The following is a 19,426-nucleotide window of genomic DNA, read 5'->3' on the forward strand; positions in this document are numbered from 1 at the left end:
AGCATCTTAGGGTGATAGTCTTAATAAGAGAAATTAATTATACTCATCAAGTCAATAAGAAACTCATATGGAGTCTGCGGTGTTGGATCTGAATTGGTTGAAGACGTTTATTACCTTGGCGGAAGTGAAACATTTTGGCAAAACCGCCAACGAGCTGCACATGACACAACCCAACGTCAGCCTGCATATCAAACAGCTAGAGCAGACAACCAAAGCCAAATTGATCGAACGAAACCCGGTTCAGTTAACGCCGGCGGGGCGTCGATTGTTAAAGTCTGCTAAGTTGATGCTCAATGAACTGCAAATTTGCCAATCCGATCTCAATGCCATTAATGAATTAACACAAGGGACGCTCTCGATTGCAGCCAGTGACATTGTTTCGCGTTTGCTGCTGATTGAACCTTTTCAACGCTTCAAAAATGACTATCCGGGTATCGATTTGGCTTTGTTCAATACCACCTCTTCTCAAGCTGTCGAATTGGTCAAAAGCGCCCGCGCTGATATTGGTTTTGTGATCGCACAAAAAGAGAGTCAACCACTGCACTTCACGCCTTTGACTCAGATTAAATGGTGTGCATTTGGTGATGATTTATTGGAGAAAGAGTGGGAGGCGCAAGACAAGCCGACACTCATCTTGCTCGGGCACGATACTCGTACTCGGGAGCTGATTGATGCCTCTTTGCCGAAATTGAATCTGCCTCGTTTTCGAGTGATGGAAGTGGGGAGCGTCGAAGCGCAAATCGATTGGGCGGAGGCTGGGTTTGGCACCGCGATTGTGCCGGATTTTTCTTTGCATACCAAAACCACGTTAAGCAGGAAAGTCACGCATTTGGAGGATTTTCCTGCAACCGATTTTGGCTATATTGTTCGACAAAACCAAGTTCTGTCGAAAGCGGCGAAGCAATTACTTGGGTGGGTTGAAGAGTATGCACAATCGACCGATTGGCATTAACGCGAGACTTCTTCGAACTCACCATCGATGACTCGATGCTGCTGTCCGTGATCGTATTGTGTGCGTTGTGCTTGCGCTTGTTGTGCGGCTTGTTTTAGCTGCTTTTCGATTCTTTTACCAGTGATCAGCGCGACGATGGTCAACGGAATTGCCAAGAGCAAGCTGAACATAAGCGTGAACAGAGCGATAATCGCAGTCAATGCAGTCATAATAATGCGGTTCATAAATATTGCCTCTTTGGTGGTTCTATGGAGTCATACTGCGGTGGTGAAGATGAACGAAATATGAATATGATTCAAAAAGTACAAAGCGCTGACATTTGACCAAGTTGCTTGGTGGATGAAGAAAGCCGATGTGTGCTTCGACGGTCACAAGGTAAGATAAATACAACGATATGATGGTTAAAAGGCGCCTGTATCAGGGGGTACAGGCGCAATGGGGGAGAGATTATTATTGTCGTTATAAGAGAACAAATATTTGAACCAGCGGCTTTGCCGTAGGTAAACAAACCCGCTGGTGGTTTCGTTATCAAGGTGTCGTTAGTTGTGGAGCAAGCTAATTACACACGAGGGAAAGTTTGATAACGAACGCCCATCATTTGTTCCATACAGTGAACAACTTGGCAGCTATAGCCAAACTCGTTGTCATACCATATATACAGCACTGCGCGGTTATCTTGTGCAATCGTCGCTTGACCATCCACAACACCCGCATGACGTGAGCCGACCAGATCGCTAGAAACAATCTCTGTCGAATCGGTATAGTCAATTTGTGCAGAGAGTGGTGACGCCAGCGCCATTTCACGCAGATACTCGTTAAGTTCTTCTTTTGTCGTACCTTTTTCAAGGTTGAGATTAGCGACTGCCATCGACACGTTCGGGGTTGGAACGCGAATCGCATTGCCAGTTAAACGCCCAGCCAGTTCAGGCAGTGCCTTCGCTACTGCTTTGGCTGCACCCGTTGAGGTCAATACCATGTTCAGTGCAGCGCCTCGACCACGACGTTCGCCCTTGTGGAAGTTGTCGATCAAGTTTTGATCGTTAGTGTAAGAGTGCACTGTTTCGATGTGACCTGAGATGACGCCATATTTGTCGTTAATCACTTTCAGCACCGGTGTGATGGCGTTGGTGGTACAACTTGCGGCAGAGATGATGGTGTCGTCTGACTTAATTACATCTTCGTTCACACCAAATACCACGTTTTTGATATCGCCTTTACCTGGCGCGGTCAGTAGGACTTTTGCGGCGCCTTGGCATTGCAAATGTTGGCCTAAGCCTTCTGCATCACGCCACACGCCAGTATTGTCGACCACTAAGGCGTTTTGAATGCCATATGCGGTGTAGTCGACCTCTTCAGGTTTGTTCGCATAAATGATCTGAACGAAATTGCCGTTGATCACCAATGCGCTGTTTTCTTCATCAATGACGATACTGCCGTTGAATTGGCCGTGTACAGAGTCGCGACGAAGCAAGCTTGCGCGTTTTTGCAAATCACCATATCGTCCACCACGGACAACAATGGCCTTCAGTTTTAACGGGTAACCTGGGCCACTCTTTTCAATAAGAAGGCGGGTTAATAGACGGCCAATTCGGCCAAAACCGTACAACACAACATCTCGTGATGCGAGTGAAGAACCTGCATCTAATGCGCCAATTAATGCGGTTTGTAAGTAGTCATCCAGTGCAGACGTATCGTCGTGGCTTTCCCAATATTGATGAGCAAGTTGGCCAACATCAACACGGCAAGCAGAAATGCTCATGTCACATACTTTTTCGATGATAGGTAGTGTTTGCTCAAGAGAAAGAGGAGTGCCAGTGTAGTGTCGAGCGACACGGTGAGTTTTGAGAATGTCGATGGTGGTTGCATTAATCAGGGTTTTACCAAAAAGAATGATTTCGACACCTTTTTGGCGGTACAGCTTGCCGATGAGTGGAGTGATGGATTCCGCAATCGTTTGGCTGGTTTGCCAGTCTTGGAGATATTTCTCTGGACTCATGTTTGTATTAGACCTTTCACGTTTTTGGGGCTGACCTTACTTTCTGAATGTAGGGGGAACAGAAAGTAGGGATAAGGGTTGTAATAGTCTTGTAATATTTATGTGGCGGGATTTTACAGTTCAAGTCGTTATTCTGCTAGGAAAAATAAAGTCAGTGAAAAATACTTTAAAGTGGGAAAATTGTTGGCATTGATAGGTTTTTTGATGTCCAAAGACCTATTGACTTTTTTATTTTTGCGAACTTATTTTGTGCGAATAATGTTTATTAGCACTCTATAAATGAAAATAGATCATCGATTTGCGCTTTAAATTTGGAATTCGTCACGTTTAAAACTCAAAACGTAAACGAAATTCCTAAACTAAAGAGATCCACTTCCCCTATCGCTTGGTCGGGCGGCAATTGTGGTTGTGTAAAGTGGCCGCTAATCACACTTTTAGGGCTTTGTATGTAAAGCCATTCGCCATAAAGACTCAAATTAGGTAACAGTGAGTATTTCAAGCCCACGCTGTATGTTTCGTTTTCGACGGATTTTCTCCTTTGACTGTACGTGACGTAGGGAGTGATATCGTTCCATTGGTAGTTGAGGCTGACATACCAATGGGCGTGATAGCGATTACTGGTCAGCAACTCAGCAATAAATTGCCATTGCTGCCAGTTGTATATTGTGCCCAAACTGAACAAGGTTAACGATTGTTCCCCTCCGGGAATAATGGTGGTTGCAGCATATGTTTGTTCAAATATCGTGTGTATGAGCGCTGCACGAACAAGATTCTCATCAAAGTCGATTTCGGTGGTGATGCCATAAGAAATATCGGTATCGATGGTCAGGGGTTGTCCATATAAGGAGTAATCGTCGCTGCTCGATTTGGCAACAAAAGTAGCGAATCGCACTGGAATATCAGAGGTTATCCACTTCTGTACATCGAGAGAAAGCCCATCGTAGTTTGAAATACCTAACACGCTTTCATAGACATCGATGGGAGGTCGCAGCCATGGGTAGGCTTGTGAGACAAATAAGTACTCAGACATAAGAAAAAGTGGAATTCTCTGACGGCCTACTTTTGTGCTCCAATCATCCCAGCGATATTCGACAAAAGCCCATGCGAGCGCAGGATCTGAAAACTCATCGTGCGGTTGTTTGACGACTTGTAGTGATGCTCGCCAGTTTTCGTTCATTGACCAATCCAATTGCAAACCGAGGGTTGTTTCACAGTCGTAACACCATTCTTCGGTGAACTCTTTTTGTTGGATGATAGGGATAGATTGGTTAGATTTGCTTGCCGATGCTGAGCCAAAACCACTAAGCGAAAGTGTGTCTGATAGTGCCCACTCTCCATATGTGGGGGGGCAGAGTATTAACAGGGGTAAAATAAATTTAAGCCTCATTTATTCTTCCTCGATAGTGAATTGATAGAGCACATGCACGTCACTGGGTACCTCATTCGCTGGAAAATAAGCAATACCTGAAGGTGTAATGGCTAGCCATTCCATTACCTCTTTAATGCTTTGTTCGGAGAGCTGAAAAGGTTGTTTTGTGCGTCCTGAAAAGGTTTGCTTTGCCCAAATAGCGGCCATTTGGGAAGGGTTTTTGTTGAGTAAGTGCTGGTAAAACAAATGACGATTCTCTGAATCGGAAGGCAGATCAACTAACTCAATTGGAGTGCCTTCGATTTGAGTCATTTTTCCTCTATAGATCATCTTAACTTGACTGGTGCTTAGTGTAGGTATCTGTTTATTTAGTGAAAAAATGACAAACTGTTCACTTGCTCTGACACTGTGTGGAAAGAGCATAATAAGCACAATTATTAAAGCCAAGCGACGAAATTTAGGCATTAACCTCTCACTGTTAAACTCGTTATCTGCGACGTCAAAGAAGTTTTGTTTGGTTGTTATGAAATTGGTCTAGTATTAAGGATAGGCTAGGTCCCGATGCTTGCAAGGACGAAATAACATGATGAAATTCTCTATAAAAACTCGTCTCGCCCTGCTTTCACTATTACCCGCTATTTTTATCACGGGTTTTACGGTGCAGGAGTTAGTGAATAATCGACGTCAATTGGAGTCTCTTGATAAAACCATCAGCCGTATTCACATTCAAAATGGGATTACGGAGACCGCATTCAAAATCTACCAAGGTGTTGAAGGGGACATGCATTATCTGGACGAGCTCTCGAGCAGTGATTCCTTTAACCAGTTTATGGCCTCTTTGTCGCAAACCCCCGAGTTGGCGAGTTTACAGACAGAGTTGATCGAATCGCTTTCAGAGATAAAAAGCCAACCTAACGCGGAAAAGCTGATCTCCGCAGAATGGGGCTTTGATGTTCTGCAAGAGATTCTGGAGCAAGTACATAACGAACATACCCATCTTTACTCCGATCGTGCCGATACCACCGAAATGTTGATATCTCAGCTAATCTCTCTCTCTTTTTGGGCGCAGAAAGAGGCATTACTAACCTACAAACGTCAACATGATGACAGCAACCCTTTTGATTCAGGGGCGTTTTATCAAGCAATTGTTCGCCAGCAGCAAGCTCTGGAACGTTTTCTTGATACGGGAGCTAGTCACCTGCAAGTGGAAAAGTTATTAGAGTTTTTCTCTTCAGAGCGGTATCAATCGAGCGTGCAAGAGCGTGATGCGATTGCTGCAGGTAAACTTTCCAAAGAAGATCTTAGTGTCTATAACGTCGAGCTGAACTACCGTTTGCAAACGCTACTGCTACTGATCAACAGTTTTTCCATTCAGGCGGAAGCGGAGCTTAAAAAAGAAATCGAACGCCAACAGTGGTACTTCACTGCGATGACGGGAGCGGTGTTTGCGGTGCTGTTTTTTCTATTCACTTTGGGCACATCAACTTGGTTGAGAGTGTATAGCAAACTCAATGCGATACTAAGTGCGCTTCAAGGGTTAACCAAAGATGACGAGTTTAACCAACACTCCCGCATTGTGACGGATGGTAATGATGAGTTTACACTCTTTGCTAAGCAGATTAATCAAATCATTGAAGAAAAGCAGCAGCAGATGCTGGAAATTATTCATGCGAAAGAGTCGGCCATTTCTGCAAATCGAGCCAAATCGGTATTTTTGGCCAACATGTCTCATGAAATACGCACACCGCTCAATGGCATCATAGGTATGACGGAGATCTTATCTCAGAGCGATTTAACCGTGCCACAAAAAGAGATTTTGGGCGATATCGATACCTCTTCTCAATCGCTATTGATTCTATTGAACGATATTCTTGATCTCTCAAAAATTGAGTCGGGAAATTTGAACATTTCTCTCCAAGAGTCAGATATTCGTGAAACAGCGTACCAAGCGATGACGCTGTTTCAATCCAAAGCGACCAGCAAGAATATTGAGTTGCACATCACGTTAGGTGAAGACATCCCCGCTAAAGTGATGGCCGACGATCATCGGATAAAGCAAGTGCTCACTAATCTGATTGGCAACGCGATCAAATTTACTAAAGAAGGCTATATTTCGACGTTTGCCAATTTCCAAGCAGATGAATCGGGCCGTCACGGGCATCTAACGTTCAAAGTGACAGATACGGGAATTGGTATTGAGCAAGAGAAGCTGGAAACCATTTTTGAGCCGTTTACTCAGGAAGACGACAGTATCACAAGGCAATTTGGTGGTACTGGGCTGGGACTGGCCATTTGTCGACAACTTGTTGCCATGATGGGCGGGGAATTAACCGCTACATCAACCAAAGGGTTAGGCAGTTGTTTCTCGTTCACCATCCCAGTCGAGAGATTAGCAGGGGAAGTTTGGCGCTCTGAAGTAATAAGAAAGGGCCTGTTGATTGCACAAAACTATGGCTACACCAGTCAACTAGTGAACGAATGTCGATTAGCGGGAATTGAGCTTACGATGGCCGAAGATGTTGAACAAATCAGCATGCTGAACAAAGACTTTGATGTGGTTTTCTACTGTCACAGTTTGCATCAGAATGCATCGAATGATTTGGAGGTGTTGGAGCAGAGTTTATCCCTGCAACGCGTGATTGTTTGTCAACACCACTTGTTTGTTAGCCATGTTAATACTGAGCGAGTACATGCCGTTCTCACCCAACCTTTTTTAGGGCAACGTTTCAAAGCGAGCATTGAAGCGTTAGAACAGAAAAATAGGCAGAGTAATAGGGCGTCTGAAAGTGTGTTCCCAAGGCAAACAGCGCGAGTCGTTCAAGGTTATGGTCGTAATCATCGACGTATACTCATCGCAGAAGACAACCTAATGAATCAGAAGATTGCTAGCTTCTTCCTCGAAAAAGCGGGCTTCGACTATTTAATTACCAGCAATGGACAGGAGGCATTGGATGCCATTACTCAAGGTGGTAAGTTTGATGCAGTTTTAATGGACTGCATGATGCCCGTGATGGATGGCATTACCGCCACCAGAGAAATTCGACGTTGGGAAAATGAGCAGGGTAGTGGAAAGACACCGATTATTGCGCTAACCGCTAGCGTGCTTGAAGAAGATATTCAAAGTTGTTTTGAAGCGGGTATGGATGCCTATTTACCCAAACCTTATAAATCCAACCAGCTTTACGACTTGTTCAGTGAGTTGAAAATCGCTTAGTTAATATCTGTTTGCCGCGTCACTTGCATGTAGTGTAGATGAAGTGTGTCGAGCTGATCTGCTATGAAGACAAAAACAACCGAGAAAAGAATCTCGGTTGTTTGTGGTTATTGGTTGTTTAAGATTTCGATGTGCTATTTTCACTCGTACTTAACTCGGTGAGCTGATGAATTACAGAGCGATAAGTTAACCAAGCGGCAACTCCGGCTAATAGATTACCCACAGCAGCCCCTATCAGCAGTCCTTGAATACCACCAATTATTGAACCCATCCACAATGCTGGCAAGAAAAAGGCAAACAAACGTAAAGCAGAAATGCGTAGCGCAGTGTACGCACGTCCTAATGCGTTACAGATCGAAACCATCAACATACAAATGCCCAATCCACCCAAACTAATGGGAACAATCAATAAGTGCATGTGCAAAATTTGCTCAACGGCTTGCTCGCTGGTCATCAAGGCAGATAAGGCGCCAGCTGCGAACATACTCATGATCGCGAGAAGTGTTTGAAACACTATAATGAAACGGCAAGCAATGGAAACGAGCATTCGAATATCCGTAAAGTTTTTTGCTCCTAACAGTCTTCCTATCATGGGAGGCATTGACATGGTTAGAGCCAGTACCGAAACAAGGGTAAAGAACTCAAAACGTGAGCCCAACGCCCAAGAGGCAACCGCTGCCGTACCAAAGCCAGCAATCAGCTTGGTGGCAAGCATCGATGACAGAGGGGGCAACAACTGACTGATCATCGCAGGCCCCATAATGTGCCCAATCGCTTTGACACTTTCAGCTACATCTAGTCCTTCTTTGTCGAAGCTAACCCACGAATGGCGGTGCACTTTGGGTGCGACAATCACGATGCCAAACCCGAAGGCGACGATTGTTGCAATAGCTGCGCCATTAATGCCTAAATCAAAGGTGAAAATGAAGAGTGGGTCGAGCAGCAAGTTGAGTCCACTGGTTAGCATCATCATGGTACCCGGTAACATAGTGTTTCCGTTTGAACGACAGATACTGTAGAAAAAGTAGAGCATCGCGCCTACCCAAGCGCTGACTAGCCAATAAGGCCAGTAGCTATCAATTACTGCATAAACGGATTCGGGTGCGCCAAGCAGAGACAAAATCAGATGTCGACTCAACCAAATCAGCAAGCAGACCAAGGACACACCGATTGCGCCTATGACGAGAATCAGTCCAGCGAGTTGACGGGCATATTGTTCGTTTTGTGCACCTAGCGCTTTGGATATCACCGCTGTCGTTGCAATACCAAGCCCGACTTGAATACCAATGATTACCATCTGCAGAGGTAAAGTAAAACCTTGAGCAGCAAGCGGAAGTATACCAAGTTGGCCGATGAAGGCACTGTCAACCAACTGAAAACTCATCAGTGACAGTACCCCAAATAGCATTGGCCAAGTCATTGAGAAAAGTTGGCGTGCTAATGGAGAAAAGGAGTTTGTCATAGCGTATTAGTATTGTGGAAACTGCTGGTAGTCTATCGTAATAAAAATTAATAACCTAATAGTTAGGAATGGTAATGTCTTTTCATCTGGTAGAGAAAAGAGTGATAACAAAAAGCCTCGCATGGCGAGGCTTTGAAACTTGGCAAATGTGTCATCGAAATTATTTTTTGCCACTTGTTTGTTTGTCTTCTTCCGTTAGTTCACGGATACGGCGGCTGATGTCACGACGAGCTTTAGAAATTTCTGCGCTCTTGATAATGTGGTCATCAACGCGATCTTCGTAATCTGCTTTCATGTTTTTGATGATGGTCATGATCTCATCTTGAGACATGTTTGGCTTAATGTAGTCCAATAGGTTTTCAAGCAGTTCAACACGTTTACGGTTGTCGCGAACTTTCTTTTCGTTGTCTAGTAGTTCGCGTTGTAGTTTGTTCTTACGGCGTGCCTGAGCAACAATTTCAAATACGGTATTCATAGGTCCCTTACCTTCAATAAAAGTGAATGATAACTCTCAAAAATGACTTCAAGATGTGTATTTCACTGCTGTTAGAAACATCTTGAAGTGACTTTTACCAACCACGCTGAGATTAAAGCACATCACACATATTCATAACAGTCTTTAGATCAATCGATTGTCTGTCTGGTTAAGAAAAATACACTTCCCAGCGATGCAATTGTGTTTGTGTACCATAACAAGATATTATCAGCACCATGAACGAAATCTCTCTCAAAGACAGTAGCATGAAGTCCGATGGTTCCGATCTTGATTCACCAAATAGTGAGAATCAAGAGCCAGCAAAGTGTTCCAAAACCAGCTTAAAGCTCAAGTCCGCTTATATAGATGAAAGAGTGAAAATGGAAACCGTTGAGGTTGAACTAAACCGTTCAAAGATCGTCTTCATGGACGAAAACGGAAAATTGACCAAATTCACTCTCATTTCAGAACACTAACCTTTTGTCTCATCTGGATAGAAACATGCTAAGGTGAAGCAAAGAAACGAATAAAAAGGAGAAGCAACATGAGAACTGAGTTGACCCCCATTGAAGCCCGTGTCATTGGTTGTTTAATTGAAAAAGAAGTCACAACGCCAGACCAATATCCATTGAGCTTAAATGCACTGACCAATGCGTGTAATCAGAAGAGTAATCGCGAGCCTGTGATGTCCTTGTCGGAATCTGAGGTTCTTGATGCTGTCGACCAACTGATTTCACGTCGTCTAGTCAGTGATGAAAGTGGCTTTAATAGCCGTGTGAGCAAATATCAACATCGATTCTGCAATACGGAATTTGGTGATCTCAAGTTGTCTGCGCAAGAAAAAGGCATTGTTTGTTGTATGCTGCTGCGGGGGCCACAAACACCGGGAGAGTTGAGAACGCGCACCAATCGTTTGGCGACTTTCGCAGATGTTAAAGAAGTCGAAACCGTATTAGATAAGTTGGCGAGTGAAGAGCGTGGCCAGCTTGTGGTTAAGTTATCGATTGAGCCTGGTAAACGTGAATCACGCTATATGCACCAGTTTTGTGGCGATGTCGATGTGGCCTCTTATCAATCCTCATCGCCTGTGAACATGGCGACTGCTTCTCTAAATGACGAGCGTATCGTGCATCTTGAGGAGGAAGTCGAAACCTTGAAACAAGAGTTGTCAGACCTCAAAGCACTGGTTCAATCTCTTCTATAATGACAACGTCCAAGTCGTGTCCTGATTGGTCTGTGTACTTGATCAGAACGCGCCATAATGCTTTGTACTGCGGTGTCACCAACAATTTGGAACGCCGCTTTTCTGCCCATCAGCAGGGTAAAGGGGCAAAAGCGCTACGCGGTAAAGGTCCTTTAGAGCTGGTATGGGTCTTTGCTGTTGGCGACCACAGCACTGCCTTGAAAGTCGAGCACCACATCAAATCTCTACGCAAACTAGACAAAGAGCGCTTAGTAAAAGGTGATCTGATTCTTCAAATGGATAAAATTTTGCGACATACATCAGTTGACTGAATGCAATAATGTTTCGTTTTTACTAACATTAAGAGCAATGTTAATCAAATGGATCTTATAAAATGAAACAGTGGAACAAAGTGGCTTTTTGTGTCGGTGTGGCTCTTACTTCGTGTTCGGCTTTGGCTGCAAATCATGTTGCAGATGGGCGCAGTAATGGTATGGGCAACACGGGCGTTTCGTCTGCAGACTATCTGAGCGCTGCCTTCTTCAACCCAGCATTAGTTGCAAACTATAAAAATGAAGACGACTTCGCACTGCTATTACCAGCGATTGGCGTTAATGTGCGAGACAGCGATGAAAGCTTGCAAACGATATCCGATTTGCAGGATTCCATTGATGAGTTCGAATCTGTAATGACTCCTAGTCAAGAAAACATTGATGAGTTGAACCAGTACTTAGATGATTTGCAAGGCAACTCTCCATTAACCGTGAGCAGCTCTTTAGGCTTAGCATTGGCTATTCCAACCAAGTGGGTATCGGCAAATCTGTTTGCTAGAGGTTATGTCGAAGTGATTGCTGCACCCGATGTCGCGGATTATAAAGGAGATACGGCGCAAAACGTTGAAGACCGTTTCAATGAGACCGAAGTTGCGGTAGCTGCGTTTGGGTATACGGAGTTTGGCTTAGCGCTGGCAAGAGAGTTTGTTTTATATGAAGAGCGCGTTTCTTTTGGTGTAACACCGAAGATTCAACAGCTCACAACTTACTACATGAAACCAACGGTAAAGGACTTTGATGTTGAAGATTACGATCAAAGTGAAAACTCACAAAGTGCCTTTAACTTGGATCTCGGTGCCGTTTGGTACAAAAACAATTTTCAAGTTGGCCTAGCGGTCAAAGACCTACTAAGTCAAGAAATCGATTTAAATGATACCATGGGTGTTAAAAGAGACGTTTATGAACTGAACACTCAAGTGTCAGCTGGCGTTTCCTACCATTCCGAGTTTGTGACGGTTGCATTCGATGCGGATTTAACAAAGCAAGAACGTTTCAAATCGCTCAATGATGAAACACAATTTGTTCGTGTCGGTGTTGAAGGTAACGCATGGGGTTGGGCTCAACTACGAGCAGGTTATGAAATTGATTTGGAAGACACGGTAGAAAATGCGTTTACAGCAGGTATTGGTATCAGCCCATTCGATGTGGTGAGCTTAGATATTGCGGGCAATTATGCTGGAGATAATCAGTTTGGCGTTTCGGGCAACTTAGCGTTTACTTTTTAATCTCGGGTTTAGTGACGTATCAATGTATTAAAGCCGCCGATCTCGGCGGTTTTGTTTATTTTTAATCACCCAAAAGAAAGCGACGCTTCAAAAGCAATTGATGTGGAATCAGGTGAAGATTCACGGTACTCTTTACCACAGTCAGGCTTAATGTTTGTTAAAAGAAAAACAAAAAGATAATTAAATGAAGAAGATAACACTCAGTTGTTTGCTAGCTACCGCCAGTTTTAATGTGAACTGTCATACATCAGAAGTGCTCAATGGTTATTGGGCCTATCAAGAGTTTTTAGAAAAATTTCCTCGCCAAGGCACGTTGACCGAAGCGTTGTCTGAAGTCGTTCGACATGCCCCTGTCCCTTTGCAGCGCGGGCAGTCAGCACCTATCAAGATTTCTGTGGTCTTGCCCGGCCAACAAATATCGGATTATTGGGTAAGAACGCTTTCTGCATTTGAGCATCGTATGGATGAGCTTCAGATTAGTTATCAAATTAATCAAGTGTTTACTAGACCAAATGCCGATATCAAGCAACAAAGCGTGTCACTGATGGAGGCACTAAAAAGTAAATCGGATTACCTTATTTTTACGCTAGACACCACCCGCCATCGCAAGTTTATTGAGCACGTGCTCGATTCGTCGGAAACCAAGTTGATTCTGCAAAACATCACCACACCAGTACAGGCATGGGAGAAGAGGCAGCCTTTCCTTTACGTTGGCTTCGACCATGCAGAAGGGAGTATTGCACTAGCGAGTAAGTTTAAAGAGCTTTACCCCCAAGGAGCGAGTTACTCTGTGCTTTATTATTCAGAAGGTTATGTCAGCGATGCTCGTGGAGACACGTTTATTCATCAAATGAACCACAGTAATCGCTTTGAATTAAAGAGCTCTTTTTATACCAAAGCGACCAAAGAATCAGGTTATCAATCGGCAAAAACGAGCTTGGCACGCTATCCTGACATCGACTTTATTTACGCTTGTTCAACGGATGTTGCTTTAGGGGCAATGGATGCTTTGAAAGAGATGGGGCGAAGTAACATTGTCATTAATGGTTGGGGGGGAGGTTCTGCTGAGCTCGAGGCAATTGAAGCGGGAGAGCTCGATCTGACGGTTATGCGCATGAACGATGACACTGGTATAGCGATGGCTGAAGCCATCAAATGGGATTTGGAAGGTAAGCCAGTCCCTACTGTGTTTTCGGGTGATTTTGAGGTCGTGACCAAAAACGACTCTCTGGAACGAATAGAAAATCTCAAGAAACGTGCTTTTAGATACTCCGACCTACCACAATGACAGACAAAATATCACGTAAACATCACTCGCTCGCCACTTTAATAACTCGTATCATTTTTTTGGTACTAGGGTTTATTGCGATTGGTATCTTTGTTCAAAGTTACTATTTTAGTAGCCGGATCATCAAACAAGAAGTGCGGTTGACACAACAGCAAACTTCCGCCTTAGTGAAGAGTTTGCTCAATAACCATCTTTCCATTTTGCAGATTCACCACGATAGCAACTCCAAAAATGAGTCGATTAGGTCTTTTTTTGTAGATGGTGACGAAGAGGAACTGGAATATTACTTTTTAAGTATGGATCAGGCGGATCCCACTCATACTCCAGAATTTCGCTTCCTAACGACGACAAAAGGGCTGCTGTGGGACGATGGTAATGCTCATTTTTATGGTGTAAACGAAACACTCCTGCACAAAATGTCCCAAAGTGTGTTGTTTGGCAATAACTGGCATTTTATGTCGTTGCATACCTTAATGGGGCCAAGGAACATGCTGGTCAGGCGTTCTCCTGTTATTGCAACAGAGACGGGTGAGGTATTAGGTCAGTATTATATTTCTGTGGTGCTCGACAATAATTTCCCTTTAGTGGAAATGCTAGAATCGGGCAGTAATAGCGACAACATCGTGATGCTTTTTGGGGATAAAGTCATTGCTCACTCCTTAAGTGGTCGAGAGCCCTATGAACTGAGTGAGTTGTTGAGAATGCGTGATAAGCCGACCGCTTTTGATGACTGCCTCATCAGCCAAACCCCAATAGAAATCAATTCAACGGATACGTTATTAAGTGTTCTAGCGGTGCAAGAAAATAGTCACGTGGCTTCATTGCAGCGACAGCATTACTTAAGCCTAGCCGCATCTTTGATTCTAATGTTGTTATTGTCTCTAGTGATTCGATCTTGGATCCAAAATCGTGTAGCGAGAGCTTTGGAATCTTTGATGGCGTACAGCCGTTTTGCAGGAACGGGTGAGCAATATAAGCGTTTTGATGGCTCGGATATTTTAGAGTTTTCACATATAGGCCATACGCTAGAACATACGTTTGAGCAGTTAGAATCTCAACGACGCTCATTTCAGGATCTGTTTAATTTTGCGCTTTCTCCAATGATGGTTTGGTCGGAAAGCGGTTTGCTCATTCAAGTGAACCCAGCCGCGATGAAAGAGTTGGCGGTGGAGCATAGCACTGCGCAAGATTTCACTAATCCCTTATTTCAGTTATTTAAGTTGAAGTTGTCACCGCATCTTAAGATGGCGGCACAAGGTGCGACATTAACAGGGATTAACGTGCCCATTGGAGAAAAAGTTTTCCGTTGGAACCTCTCCCCGATTGTGGTGGAAAATGGCATTAGCGGTATCATAGTGCAAGGTCAAGACATTACGACGCTAATTGACGCAGAGAAGCAAAGTAACCTCGCACGGCGTGAAGCCGAAAATTCAGCCAAAACCCGCGCTGATTTCTTAGCCAAAATGAGTCATGAGATACGAACACCACTCAATGGGATCCTAGGTATCGCTCAGTTACTGAAACGTTCGGTTCATGATAAAGAGAGCCTAAGACAAGTCGATGTACTTTGTGACAGCGGGGAGCATCTTTTGGCCGTGCTGAATGATATTCTCGATTTTTCAAGAATTGAACAAGGCAAGCTCAACATCAAGAAGCGAAACTTCAGCTTTTCCAATACGGTGAACACCCTCGAGAATATCTATCGCCCTGTCTGTGTGGAAAAAAACGTTCAGTTTATCATCCACAACCAAATACCTCTCAACTGTCAACTCTACGGAGATCAAGTCCGTCTAAATCAGATCATGTTCAACTTGATCAGTAATGCAGTGAAGTTCACCCCTAGCGGAAAAATTGAGATCTTTTTTGAGTTAGAGCAGTTCGCGAAAACAGAGTGTGTTTTGCTGTCGATAAAAGTCAAAGATACCGGTATTGGTATCGATGAGAGTAAGCTGGACAGTATTTTTGAGCCTTTTGTCCAAGCAGATTCACTGTCTACAAGAGAATATGCGGGTAGTGGCTTGGGTTTAACCATAGTGAAAAACCTTGTTGAAATGTTGGAAGGTGACATCTCGGTTTCAAGTAAGCTTGGGAATGGGGCGACATTCTGCGTCACTCTTCCTGTTGAAAAAGGGGAGGTTCATGTTGACAATCCGCATTTCACTGAAAGATTCGAGACGCTTTTTACACAATCACCTAAAGTGCTTCTTGTGGAAGATAACCACACCAATGCTTTTATTTTAAAAGCTTTTTGCCAAAAATATCGGATGAGTGTTGAGTGGGTACAAGATGGCACGCAAGCACTAGAGATGCTTCGCGAGCACGTATTTGATTTGATCATGATGGATAATCAGCTACCCAAAATGGGAGGAATTGAAACAACACGTGAGATTCGCGAACAGTTGAAACTGGGCACCCCTATCTACGCTTGCACAGCAGATGCACAAGAAACGATTAAAAATCAGTTTTTAGCAGCTGGCGCAAATCGAGTTATTGTCAAGCCAATTAAAGAGCATGAATTGCACGAAGCACTCGTGCATTTCAAAAAGAACTTTTGGTTTGAGTCTTGACCTCCTAGGTCAAACTAAACCTGCATGAAAAGAGAGTTCAAGTAACTCTCTTTTGAGCTCTTTACTTAGCAGAACGGGCTTCTCGTATTTAATGCCCACAGACCACCCATTAGCGAGTTTACGGATACTGGCGACTTTCGCGGGATTATCCGCGGACAAAAAGCGATTTAAAGGTGTCTCTACTTTGACGATTTCACCTTTATGAAACTCCGGCTGAGCCAAGGTAATAAACCCACAGCCCGACAGGGAAAAGTCGCTCATCCTTCCTTCATACAAATTTCCATCGTGATTGAGCGTTCCTTGTAGATCAATCTTATAGCGCTCATGTTCGCGTATCGGTTTTGTTGCCAAAGCAGTAGGAAAACGTAAAAAGAGCAGAAAATCTGGCTTAGTGATCACAGATAGTACGCTGGTTTTAAAGGCGACGACGTGCCCTAGTTCCGTGTCGGCGATCCCACGTAAAATAACATCGGCGTTTTCAAGTTTTCTCAAGACGAAATCTTCTTTATCCACGACTTCAATAATCAAGTATTGAGCATGTTTCAAACCAACAAAGAAAGCAGGTAAGGTGAGAGAGTCTTGAGGCCCAAATTCAAAGGTGGCGTTTAGCCTCATCCCTGGTTTTACAAAGCGTGGGATATCCTCTTTGGTGTACGTCGCCGGCATGGTTATTCACTTTTAAAATCAACTCCCTAAACTATAAACCGCCCAGCCTAATATACAAACCGTGGTGCTGCGTAGATTGGAGATTTTGTTTGGTTTCGTGAACTATCCCGAGTGACGTGATTAGCTAAACTTTCGATTCATCCGAGGAGGAGGCGACAGCATGACTCGGAGGTTGATAGTTCAGAGAGGCATCATGTCGCAGAAATACATTACTCGCGACCAAACTGCCAGCACTCACGAGAAAAAGCGCCGCCCAAGTTATGGTGTTTGGCATCTCAGAGAAAATGGGAATAGCGAGTAATGTGGCAATCACGGGGGTGGCGCTGCCAAAAGCAGCACTTCTTTCTGCACCAAGTGTTTTTACCGCGTAGAGATAACTAAAAGCGGCGATCAGACCCGCACCCAAGCCTTGAGTGAGCAAATGCCCAATTAGGCCATTTGTCGGCCAATTGGATATGGGTGTGACAGCAAGATAACTCGGTAGCCAGCCAAATCCAATAGCGATGACAAGAGTAACCAGAGAAGCAAGCGATATCGTTGCTGATGTCAGTAGAGGATTCAGATTGGCCACTCGGGCACAAATGGTAAATACTGCCCACATCAAGCTACCAAGGAGGAAAAGTAAGTGACCTTGTGTCTCGGTAGAGTTGCCAGATGAACCTAAGTTCGGCACTACAAACAGTGCGATACCCACAAGCACTAAAGCCAGCCCCGCGATACGATGAGTGCTGAGTGGTTGCTTAAACAAGATAACGGCAATACTTGTCACAAACAGAGGAAGCGTGCCAGGGACGAGTGCGCTGCCATGTGATACAGGAACATAGTGCATCGCACTACTTGCAACCAGAAGATAGGGTAGGCCACTGCCGACAAACATCCCGAGCCAATAGCGAAGGGGGACAGCGTTCACTTCTGAGTGTGATTTCATCAACATAGGTAACAGCAATAAAGCAGGAATGAGAAATCGACAGAGCGCGATATCCGCTGGTTGCAGTAATGAGTTTGCACCACCTTTCAACGAGAGAAAGAAGCCAGACCAAAGTAATAGTGTGGTTCCGATGGCTAAGTATCCTTGCAGCATAATTTTAACTCCCAAAGGTTAGTTAATTGTTATTCACTAGGTGCTAATTGTTAACTATCTTTGAAGGTAATAATTGGCAATAATGATTCTGATTGAAGGCATATTTGCCAAAAATAATTAATTTACACTCGTGATTAAGGGAAGGTTGGCAAGCATGGATCGCGTGGATAAAAAAATATTAGAGCTGTTGCAAAAAAATGCTCACATTACAGCGGCTGAAATTGCAGATGCAGTAGGGCTTTCTCCATCACCTTGCGCCCGTCGAATTAAGCGACTCGAGCAGAATGGCGTGATTGCGGGTTACCATGCGTTGATTGCTCGGGAGCGCGTCGGTATTGCGATGACAGTATTTGTAGAGGTGAGCTTAAACAATCATCAAGTGAAATCGATCGATGACTTTGAACAGTCGATTTTAGCGATGGATGAAGTTGTGAGCTGCCACGTGGTTTCGGGCGCTTATGACTATCTGTTAGAGGTGGTTGCAAATGATCTTGTTGGTTATGAATCTTTTACTCGGCAATTACAGAGATTACAGAATGTCAAAGACATTCATACCCACTTAGCCATTCGGAAAGTAAAAAACTCACACCAAGTGCCGATTTATGGTCTGAATCAGAAATGAAAAAACGGAGCTTATCTGCTCCGTTTTAGTATTCGTCAACAGCTACGAATCTGCGAAATTTCGCAGCTTCCTGTTTGTTTATCAATTTTGAAGGAGAATGCTGCGGAATGATACTCACCACCATCGCTCCAAATGGTTTCACCAAAGATCTTACAAAGTTCGAGATCGTTGATTGAACCATACTCTTTCACGTGCCTAACTACTGAGAGAAACTTGTTTTTCGTAACGCTTTGACTATCCATGTGACTCAACCACTTGAAAACCATGTCGTTTTGCATTTTCACCAGCCAATTGTTATGTTTTATGAAAACTTATGAATAGTAAATTACTCAAAATTCGAACATAAGTAAAGCATTATTGTGATGTGTGTCGCTATTTTTAGTTTGATTGGTCGGGTTTTGTTCAGTTATTAAGGTGAAATAATCTGAGCTAGTTTGTTTGCCCAGAATAGAGTTGTGCACTCTCTAATTGTGTTGCTTCTTTCTCATAGATGTGACCAAGCAAGGTGAATTTTTGTTCTAATTTTGCGAGTTCTTGAGCGAGATCTTTTGAAGAACGGCTATACCACAACGCAGAGTTGAAATTAGCGGTGTGTTTTTGTTGTTTGCATTCATCTGCCATGGCAAACCAACTTTGGGACATCGTTTTTGCTTCTTGCTGCTTATCGACAAGCTGCTGTTTGAGCGATGTAACGGCATTAGCATATTGACGTGCGCTGCGAATTTGCTGCTCGAAATCTCGATGATAAATAGGATCGGCATGTTGCCAAAGCTGAACCAGTTCTTCAAAGGTAAACTGCTGAGAAAGCAAACGTCGTTGCTTATGAATACCTAACAGTGCGTTGTATTGTGTTGCACGAGTATTGTAGTAGGACTCGAGCTCCAATTGATAAGATTGAAGTTTTTTCCAGCCGCGCTGACTACACTGAGCGGCTTCAACGAAAGGAGCCGTCAGTATAAACATGAGCAGTGTTGTCAGTGCGCGTTTCACCAT

Annotated in this window: 19 protein-coding genes; 9 read left to right on the forward strand and 10 right to left on the reverse strand. The window is 43.9% G+C overall.

Annotation, left to right across the window (positions count from 1 at the left end; all coding sequences use genetic code 11):
- Positions 1-79 precede the first annotated feature (79 nt).
- On the forward strand, positions 80-952 hold the full coding sequence (locus LZU85_RS01955) for a LysR family transcriptional regulator (protein ID WP_086016905.1): 873 nt from the start codon (positions 80-82) through the stop codon (positions 950-952).
- Here the strand turns inward: LZU85_RS01955 and LZU85_RS01960 are convergent.
- From LZU85_RS01960 to LZU85_RS01975, 4 genes are all read right to left on the reverse strand, one after another.
- Positions 949-1,176 carry a hypothetical protein gene (locus LZU85_RS01960; protein ID WP_237286236.1) on the reverse strand — a complete coding sequence of 76 codons (228 nt, stop codon included), beginning with the start codon at positions 1,174-1,176 and terminating at the stop codon, positions 949-951. The two genes, LZU85_RS01955 and LZU85_RS01960, sit on opposite strands and share 4 nt — an antisense overlap.
- Before the next feature lie 335 nt (positions 1,177-1,511).
- A complete protein-coding gene (locus LZU85_RS01965; protein ID WP_237286237.1) occupies positions 1,512-2,948 on the reverse strand; it encodes a glyceraldehyde-3-phosphate dehydrogenase in 1,437 nt (478 codons plus the stop codon).
- Between the two features lie 334 nt (positions 2,949-3,282).
- A complete protein-coding gene (locus tag LZU85_RS01970; RefSeq protein ID WP_176297010.1) occupies positions 3,283-4,335 on the reverse strand; it encodes a porin family protein in 1,053 nt (350 codons plus the stop codon).
- Positions 4,336-4,629 (reverse strand): hypothetical protein, encoded by a 294-nt coding sequence (locus LZU85_RS01975; RefSeq protein WP_237286238.1) that lies wholly within the window; start codon positions 4,627-4,629, stop codon positions 4,336-4,338. It lies immediately after the preceding gene.
- A 271-nt stretch (positions 4,630-4,900) separates the two neighbouring features.
- Between LZU85_RS01975 and LZU85_RS01980 the strand changes: the two genes are divergently transcribed.
- Positions 4,901-7,531, forward strand: coding sequence for a hybrid sensor histidine kinase/response regulator (locus LZU85_RS01980; protein WP_237286239.1), 2,631 nt, complete (start codon positions 4,901-4,903; stop codon positions 7,529-7,531).
- A gap of 118 nt (positions 7,532-7,649) precedes the next feature.
- On the opposite strand, the gene LZU85_RS01985 is transcribed toward LZU85_RS01980, so the two are convergent.
- Together LZU85_RS01985 and LZU85_RS01990 are read right to left on the reverse strand one after the other, a co-directional pair.
- Positions 7,650-8,993, reverse strand: a complete 1,344-nt coding sequence (locus LZU85_RS01985; RefSeq protein WP_237286240.1) for an MATE family efflux transporter — start codon at positions 8,991-8,993, stop codon at positions 7,650-7,652.
- Between the two features lie 160 nt (positions 8,994-9,153).
- On the reverse strand, positions 9,154-9,468 hold the full coding sequence (locus LZU85_RS01990; RefSeq protein WP_176297014.1) for a DUF496 family protein: 315 nt from the start codon (positions 9,466-9,468) through the stop codon (positions 9,154-9,156).
- 266 nt (positions 9,469-9,734) lie between these two features.
- On the opposite strand from LZU85_RS01990, the gene LZU85_RS01995 reads away from it, so the two are divergent.
- The 6 genes from LZU85_RS01995 to luxQ all read left to right on the forward strand — a co-directional run bounded on the left by LZU85_RS01995 (position 9,735) and on the right by luxQ (position 16,064).
- On the forward strand, positions 9,735-9,944 hold the full coding sequence (locus LZU85_RS01995) for a hypothetical protein (protein WP_176297193.1): 210 nt from the start codon (positions 9,735-9,737) through the stop codon (positions 9,942-9,944).
- Positions 9,945-10,012: 68 nt separating this feature from the next.
- The gene (locus tag LZU85_RS02000) at positions 10,013-10,672 is read left to right on the forward strand and encodes a YceH family protein (protein WP_176297015.1); all 660 of its coding nucleotides are present in this window, start codon (positions 10,013-10,015) and stop codon (positions 10,670-10,672) included.
- Complete coding sequence (locus LZU85_RS02005) at positions 10,672-10,983, forward strand: GIY-YIG nuclease family protein (RefSeq protein WP_176297016.1); 312 nt, start codon at positions 10,672-10,674, stop codon at positions 10,981-10,983. Before LZU85_RS02000 ends, LZU85_RS02005 begins: the two co-directional genes overlap by 1 nt.
- Before the next feature lie 62 nt (positions 10,984-11,045).
- A complete protein-coding gene (locus LZU85_RS02010) occupies positions 11,046-12,209 on the forward strand; it encodes a conjugal transfer protein TraF (RefSeq protein ID WP_176297017.1) in 1,164 nt (387 codons plus the stop codon).
- 184 nt (positions 12,210-12,393) lie between these two features.
- The gene (locus tag LZU85_RS02015; protein ID WP_176297018.1) at positions 12,394-13,497 is read left to right on the forward strand and encodes an autoinducer 2-binding periplasmic protein LuxP; all 1,104 of its coding nucleotides are present in this window, start codon (positions 12,394-12,396) and stop codon (positions 13,495-13,497) included.
- The gene (gene luxQ, locus LZU85_RS02020) at positions 13,494-16,064 is read left to right on the forward strand and encodes a quorum-sensing autoinducer 2 sensor kinase/phosphatase LuxQ (protein WP_176297019.1); all 2,571 of its coding nucleotides are present in this window, start codon (positions 13,494-13,496) and stop codon (positions 16,062-16,064) included. The genes LZU85_RS02015 and luxQ overlap by 4 nt, the downstream gene beginning before the upstream one ends.
- A 9-nt stretch (positions 16,065-16,073) precedes the next feature.
- Here the strand turns inward: luxQ and LZU85_RS02025 are convergent, their stop codons facing one another.
- Together LZU85_RS02025 and LZU85_RS02030 are read right to left on the reverse strand one after the other, a co-directional pair.
- Positions 16,074-16,730, reverse strand: coding sequence for a PilZ domain-containing protein (locus LZU85_RS02025; protein WP_176297020.1), 657 nt, complete (start codon positions 16,728-16,730; stop codon positions 16,074-16,076).
- A gap of 124 nt (positions 16,731-16,854) precedes the next feature.
- Complete coding sequence (locus LZU85_RS02030; RefSeq protein WP_237286241.1) at positions 16,855-17,811, reverse strand: DMT family transporter; 957 nt, start codon at positions 17,809-17,811, stop codon at positions 16,855-16,857.
- Positions 17,812-17,965: 154 nt separating this feature from the next.
- Between LZU85_RS02030 and LZU85_RS02035 the strand changes: the two genes are divergently transcribed.
- Positions 17,966-18,433, forward strand: coding sequence for an Lrp/AsnC family transcriptional regulator (locus tag LZU85_RS02035; protein ID WP_176297022.1), 468 nt, complete (start codon positions 17,966-17,968; stop codon positions 18,431-18,433).
- A gap of 35 nt (positions 18,434-18,468) precedes the next feature.
- On the opposite strand, the gene LZU85_RS02040 is transcribed toward LZU85_RS02035, so the two are convergent.
- Together LZU85_RS02040 and LZU85_RS02045 are read right to left on the reverse strand one after the other, a co-directional pair.
- A complete protein-coding gene (locus LZU85_RS02040) occupies positions 18,469-18,711 on the reverse strand; it encodes a hypothetical protein (RefSeq protein WP_336886257.1) in 243 nt (80 codons plus the stop codon).
- Between the two features lie 151 nt (positions 18,712-18,862).
- Complete coding sequence (locus LZU85_RS02045; protein ID WP_237286243.1) at positions 18,863-19,426, reverse strand: hypothetical protein; 564 nt, start codon at positions 19,424-19,426, stop codon at positions 18,863-18,865.

This window comes from Vibrio floridensis, assembly GCF_021852965.1.
GTDB classification, from domain to species: Bacteria; Pseudomonadota; Gammaproteobacteria; order Enterobacterales; family Vibrionaceae; genus Vibrio; species Vibrio floridensis.

Bases quoted from the DNA above. Each gene is read 5' to 3' on its own strand.
- LZU85_RS01970 (WP_176297010.1), bottom strand. From the start codon at position 4,335: ATGAGGCTTAAATTTATTTTACCCCTGTTAATACTCTGCCCCCCCACA.
- LZU85_RS01980 (WP_237286239.1), top strand. From the start codon at position 4,901: ATGATGAAATTCTCTATAAAAACTCGTCTCGCCCTGCTTTCACTATTA.
- LZU85_RS02015 (WP_176297018.1), top strand. From the start codon at position 12,394: ATGAAGAAGATAACACTCAGTTGTTTGCTAGCTACCGCCAGTTTTAAT.
- LZU85_RS02030 (WP_237286241.1), bottom strand. From the start codon at position 17,811: ATGCTGCAAGGATACTTAGCCATCGGAACCACACTATTACTTTGGTCT.
- LZU85_RS01985 (WP_237286240.1), bottom strand. From the start codon at position 8,993: ATGACAAACTCCTTTTCTCCATTAGCACGCCAACTTTTCTCAATGACT.
- LZU85_RS01990 (WP_176297014.1), bottom strand. From the start codon at position 9,468: ATGAATACCGTATTTGAAATTGTTGCTCAGGCACGCCGTAAGAACAAA.
- LZU85_RS01995 (WP_176297193.1), top strand. From the start codon at position 9,735: ATGAAGTCCGATGGTTCCGATCTTGATTCACCAAATAGTGAGAATCAA.
- LZU85_RS02040 (WP_336886257.1), bottom strand. From the start codon at position 18,711: ATGCAAAACGACATGGTTTTCAAGTGGTTGAGTCACATGGATAGTCAA.
- LZU85_RS02025 (WP_176297020.1), bottom strand. From the start codon at position 16,730: ATGCCGGCGACGTACACCAAAGAGGATATCCCACGCTTTGTAAAACCA.
- LZU85_RS01960 (WP_237286236.1), bottom strand. From the start codon at position 1,176: ATGAACCGCATTATTATGACTGCATTGACTGCGATTATCGCTCTGTTC.
- LZU85_RS01965 (WP_237286237.1), bottom strand. From the start codon at position 2,948: ATGAGTCCAGAGAAATATCTCCAAGACTGGCAAACCAGCCAAACGATT.
- LZU85_RS02045 (WP_237286243.1), bottom strand. From the start codon at position 19,426: ATGGTGAAACGCGCACTGACAACACTGCTCATGTTTATACTGACGGCT.
- LZU85_RS02000 (WP_176297015.1), top strand. From the start codon at position 10,013: ATGAGAACTGAGTTGACCCCCATTGAAGCCCGTGTCATTGGTTGTTTA.
- LZU85_RS02005 (WP_176297016.1), top strand. From the start codon at position 10,672: ATGACAACGTCCAAGTCGTGTCCTGATTGGTCTGTGTACTTGATCAGA.
- luxQ (WP_176297019.1), top strand. From the start codon at position 13,494: ATGACAGACAAAATATCACGTAAACATCACTCGCTCGCCACTTTAATA.
- LZU85_RS02010 (WP_176297017.1), top strand. From the start codon at position 11,046: ATGAAACAGTGGAACAAAGTGGCTTTTTGTGTCGGTGTGGCTCTTACT.
- LZU85_RS02035 (WP_176297022.1), top strand. From the start codon at position 17,966: ATGGATCGCGTGGATAAAAAAATATTAGAGCTGTTGCAAAAAAATGCT.
- LZU85_RS01975 (WP_237286238.1), bottom strand. From the start codon at position 4,629: ATGACTCAAATCGAAGGCACTCCAATTGAGTTAGTTGATCTGCCTTCC.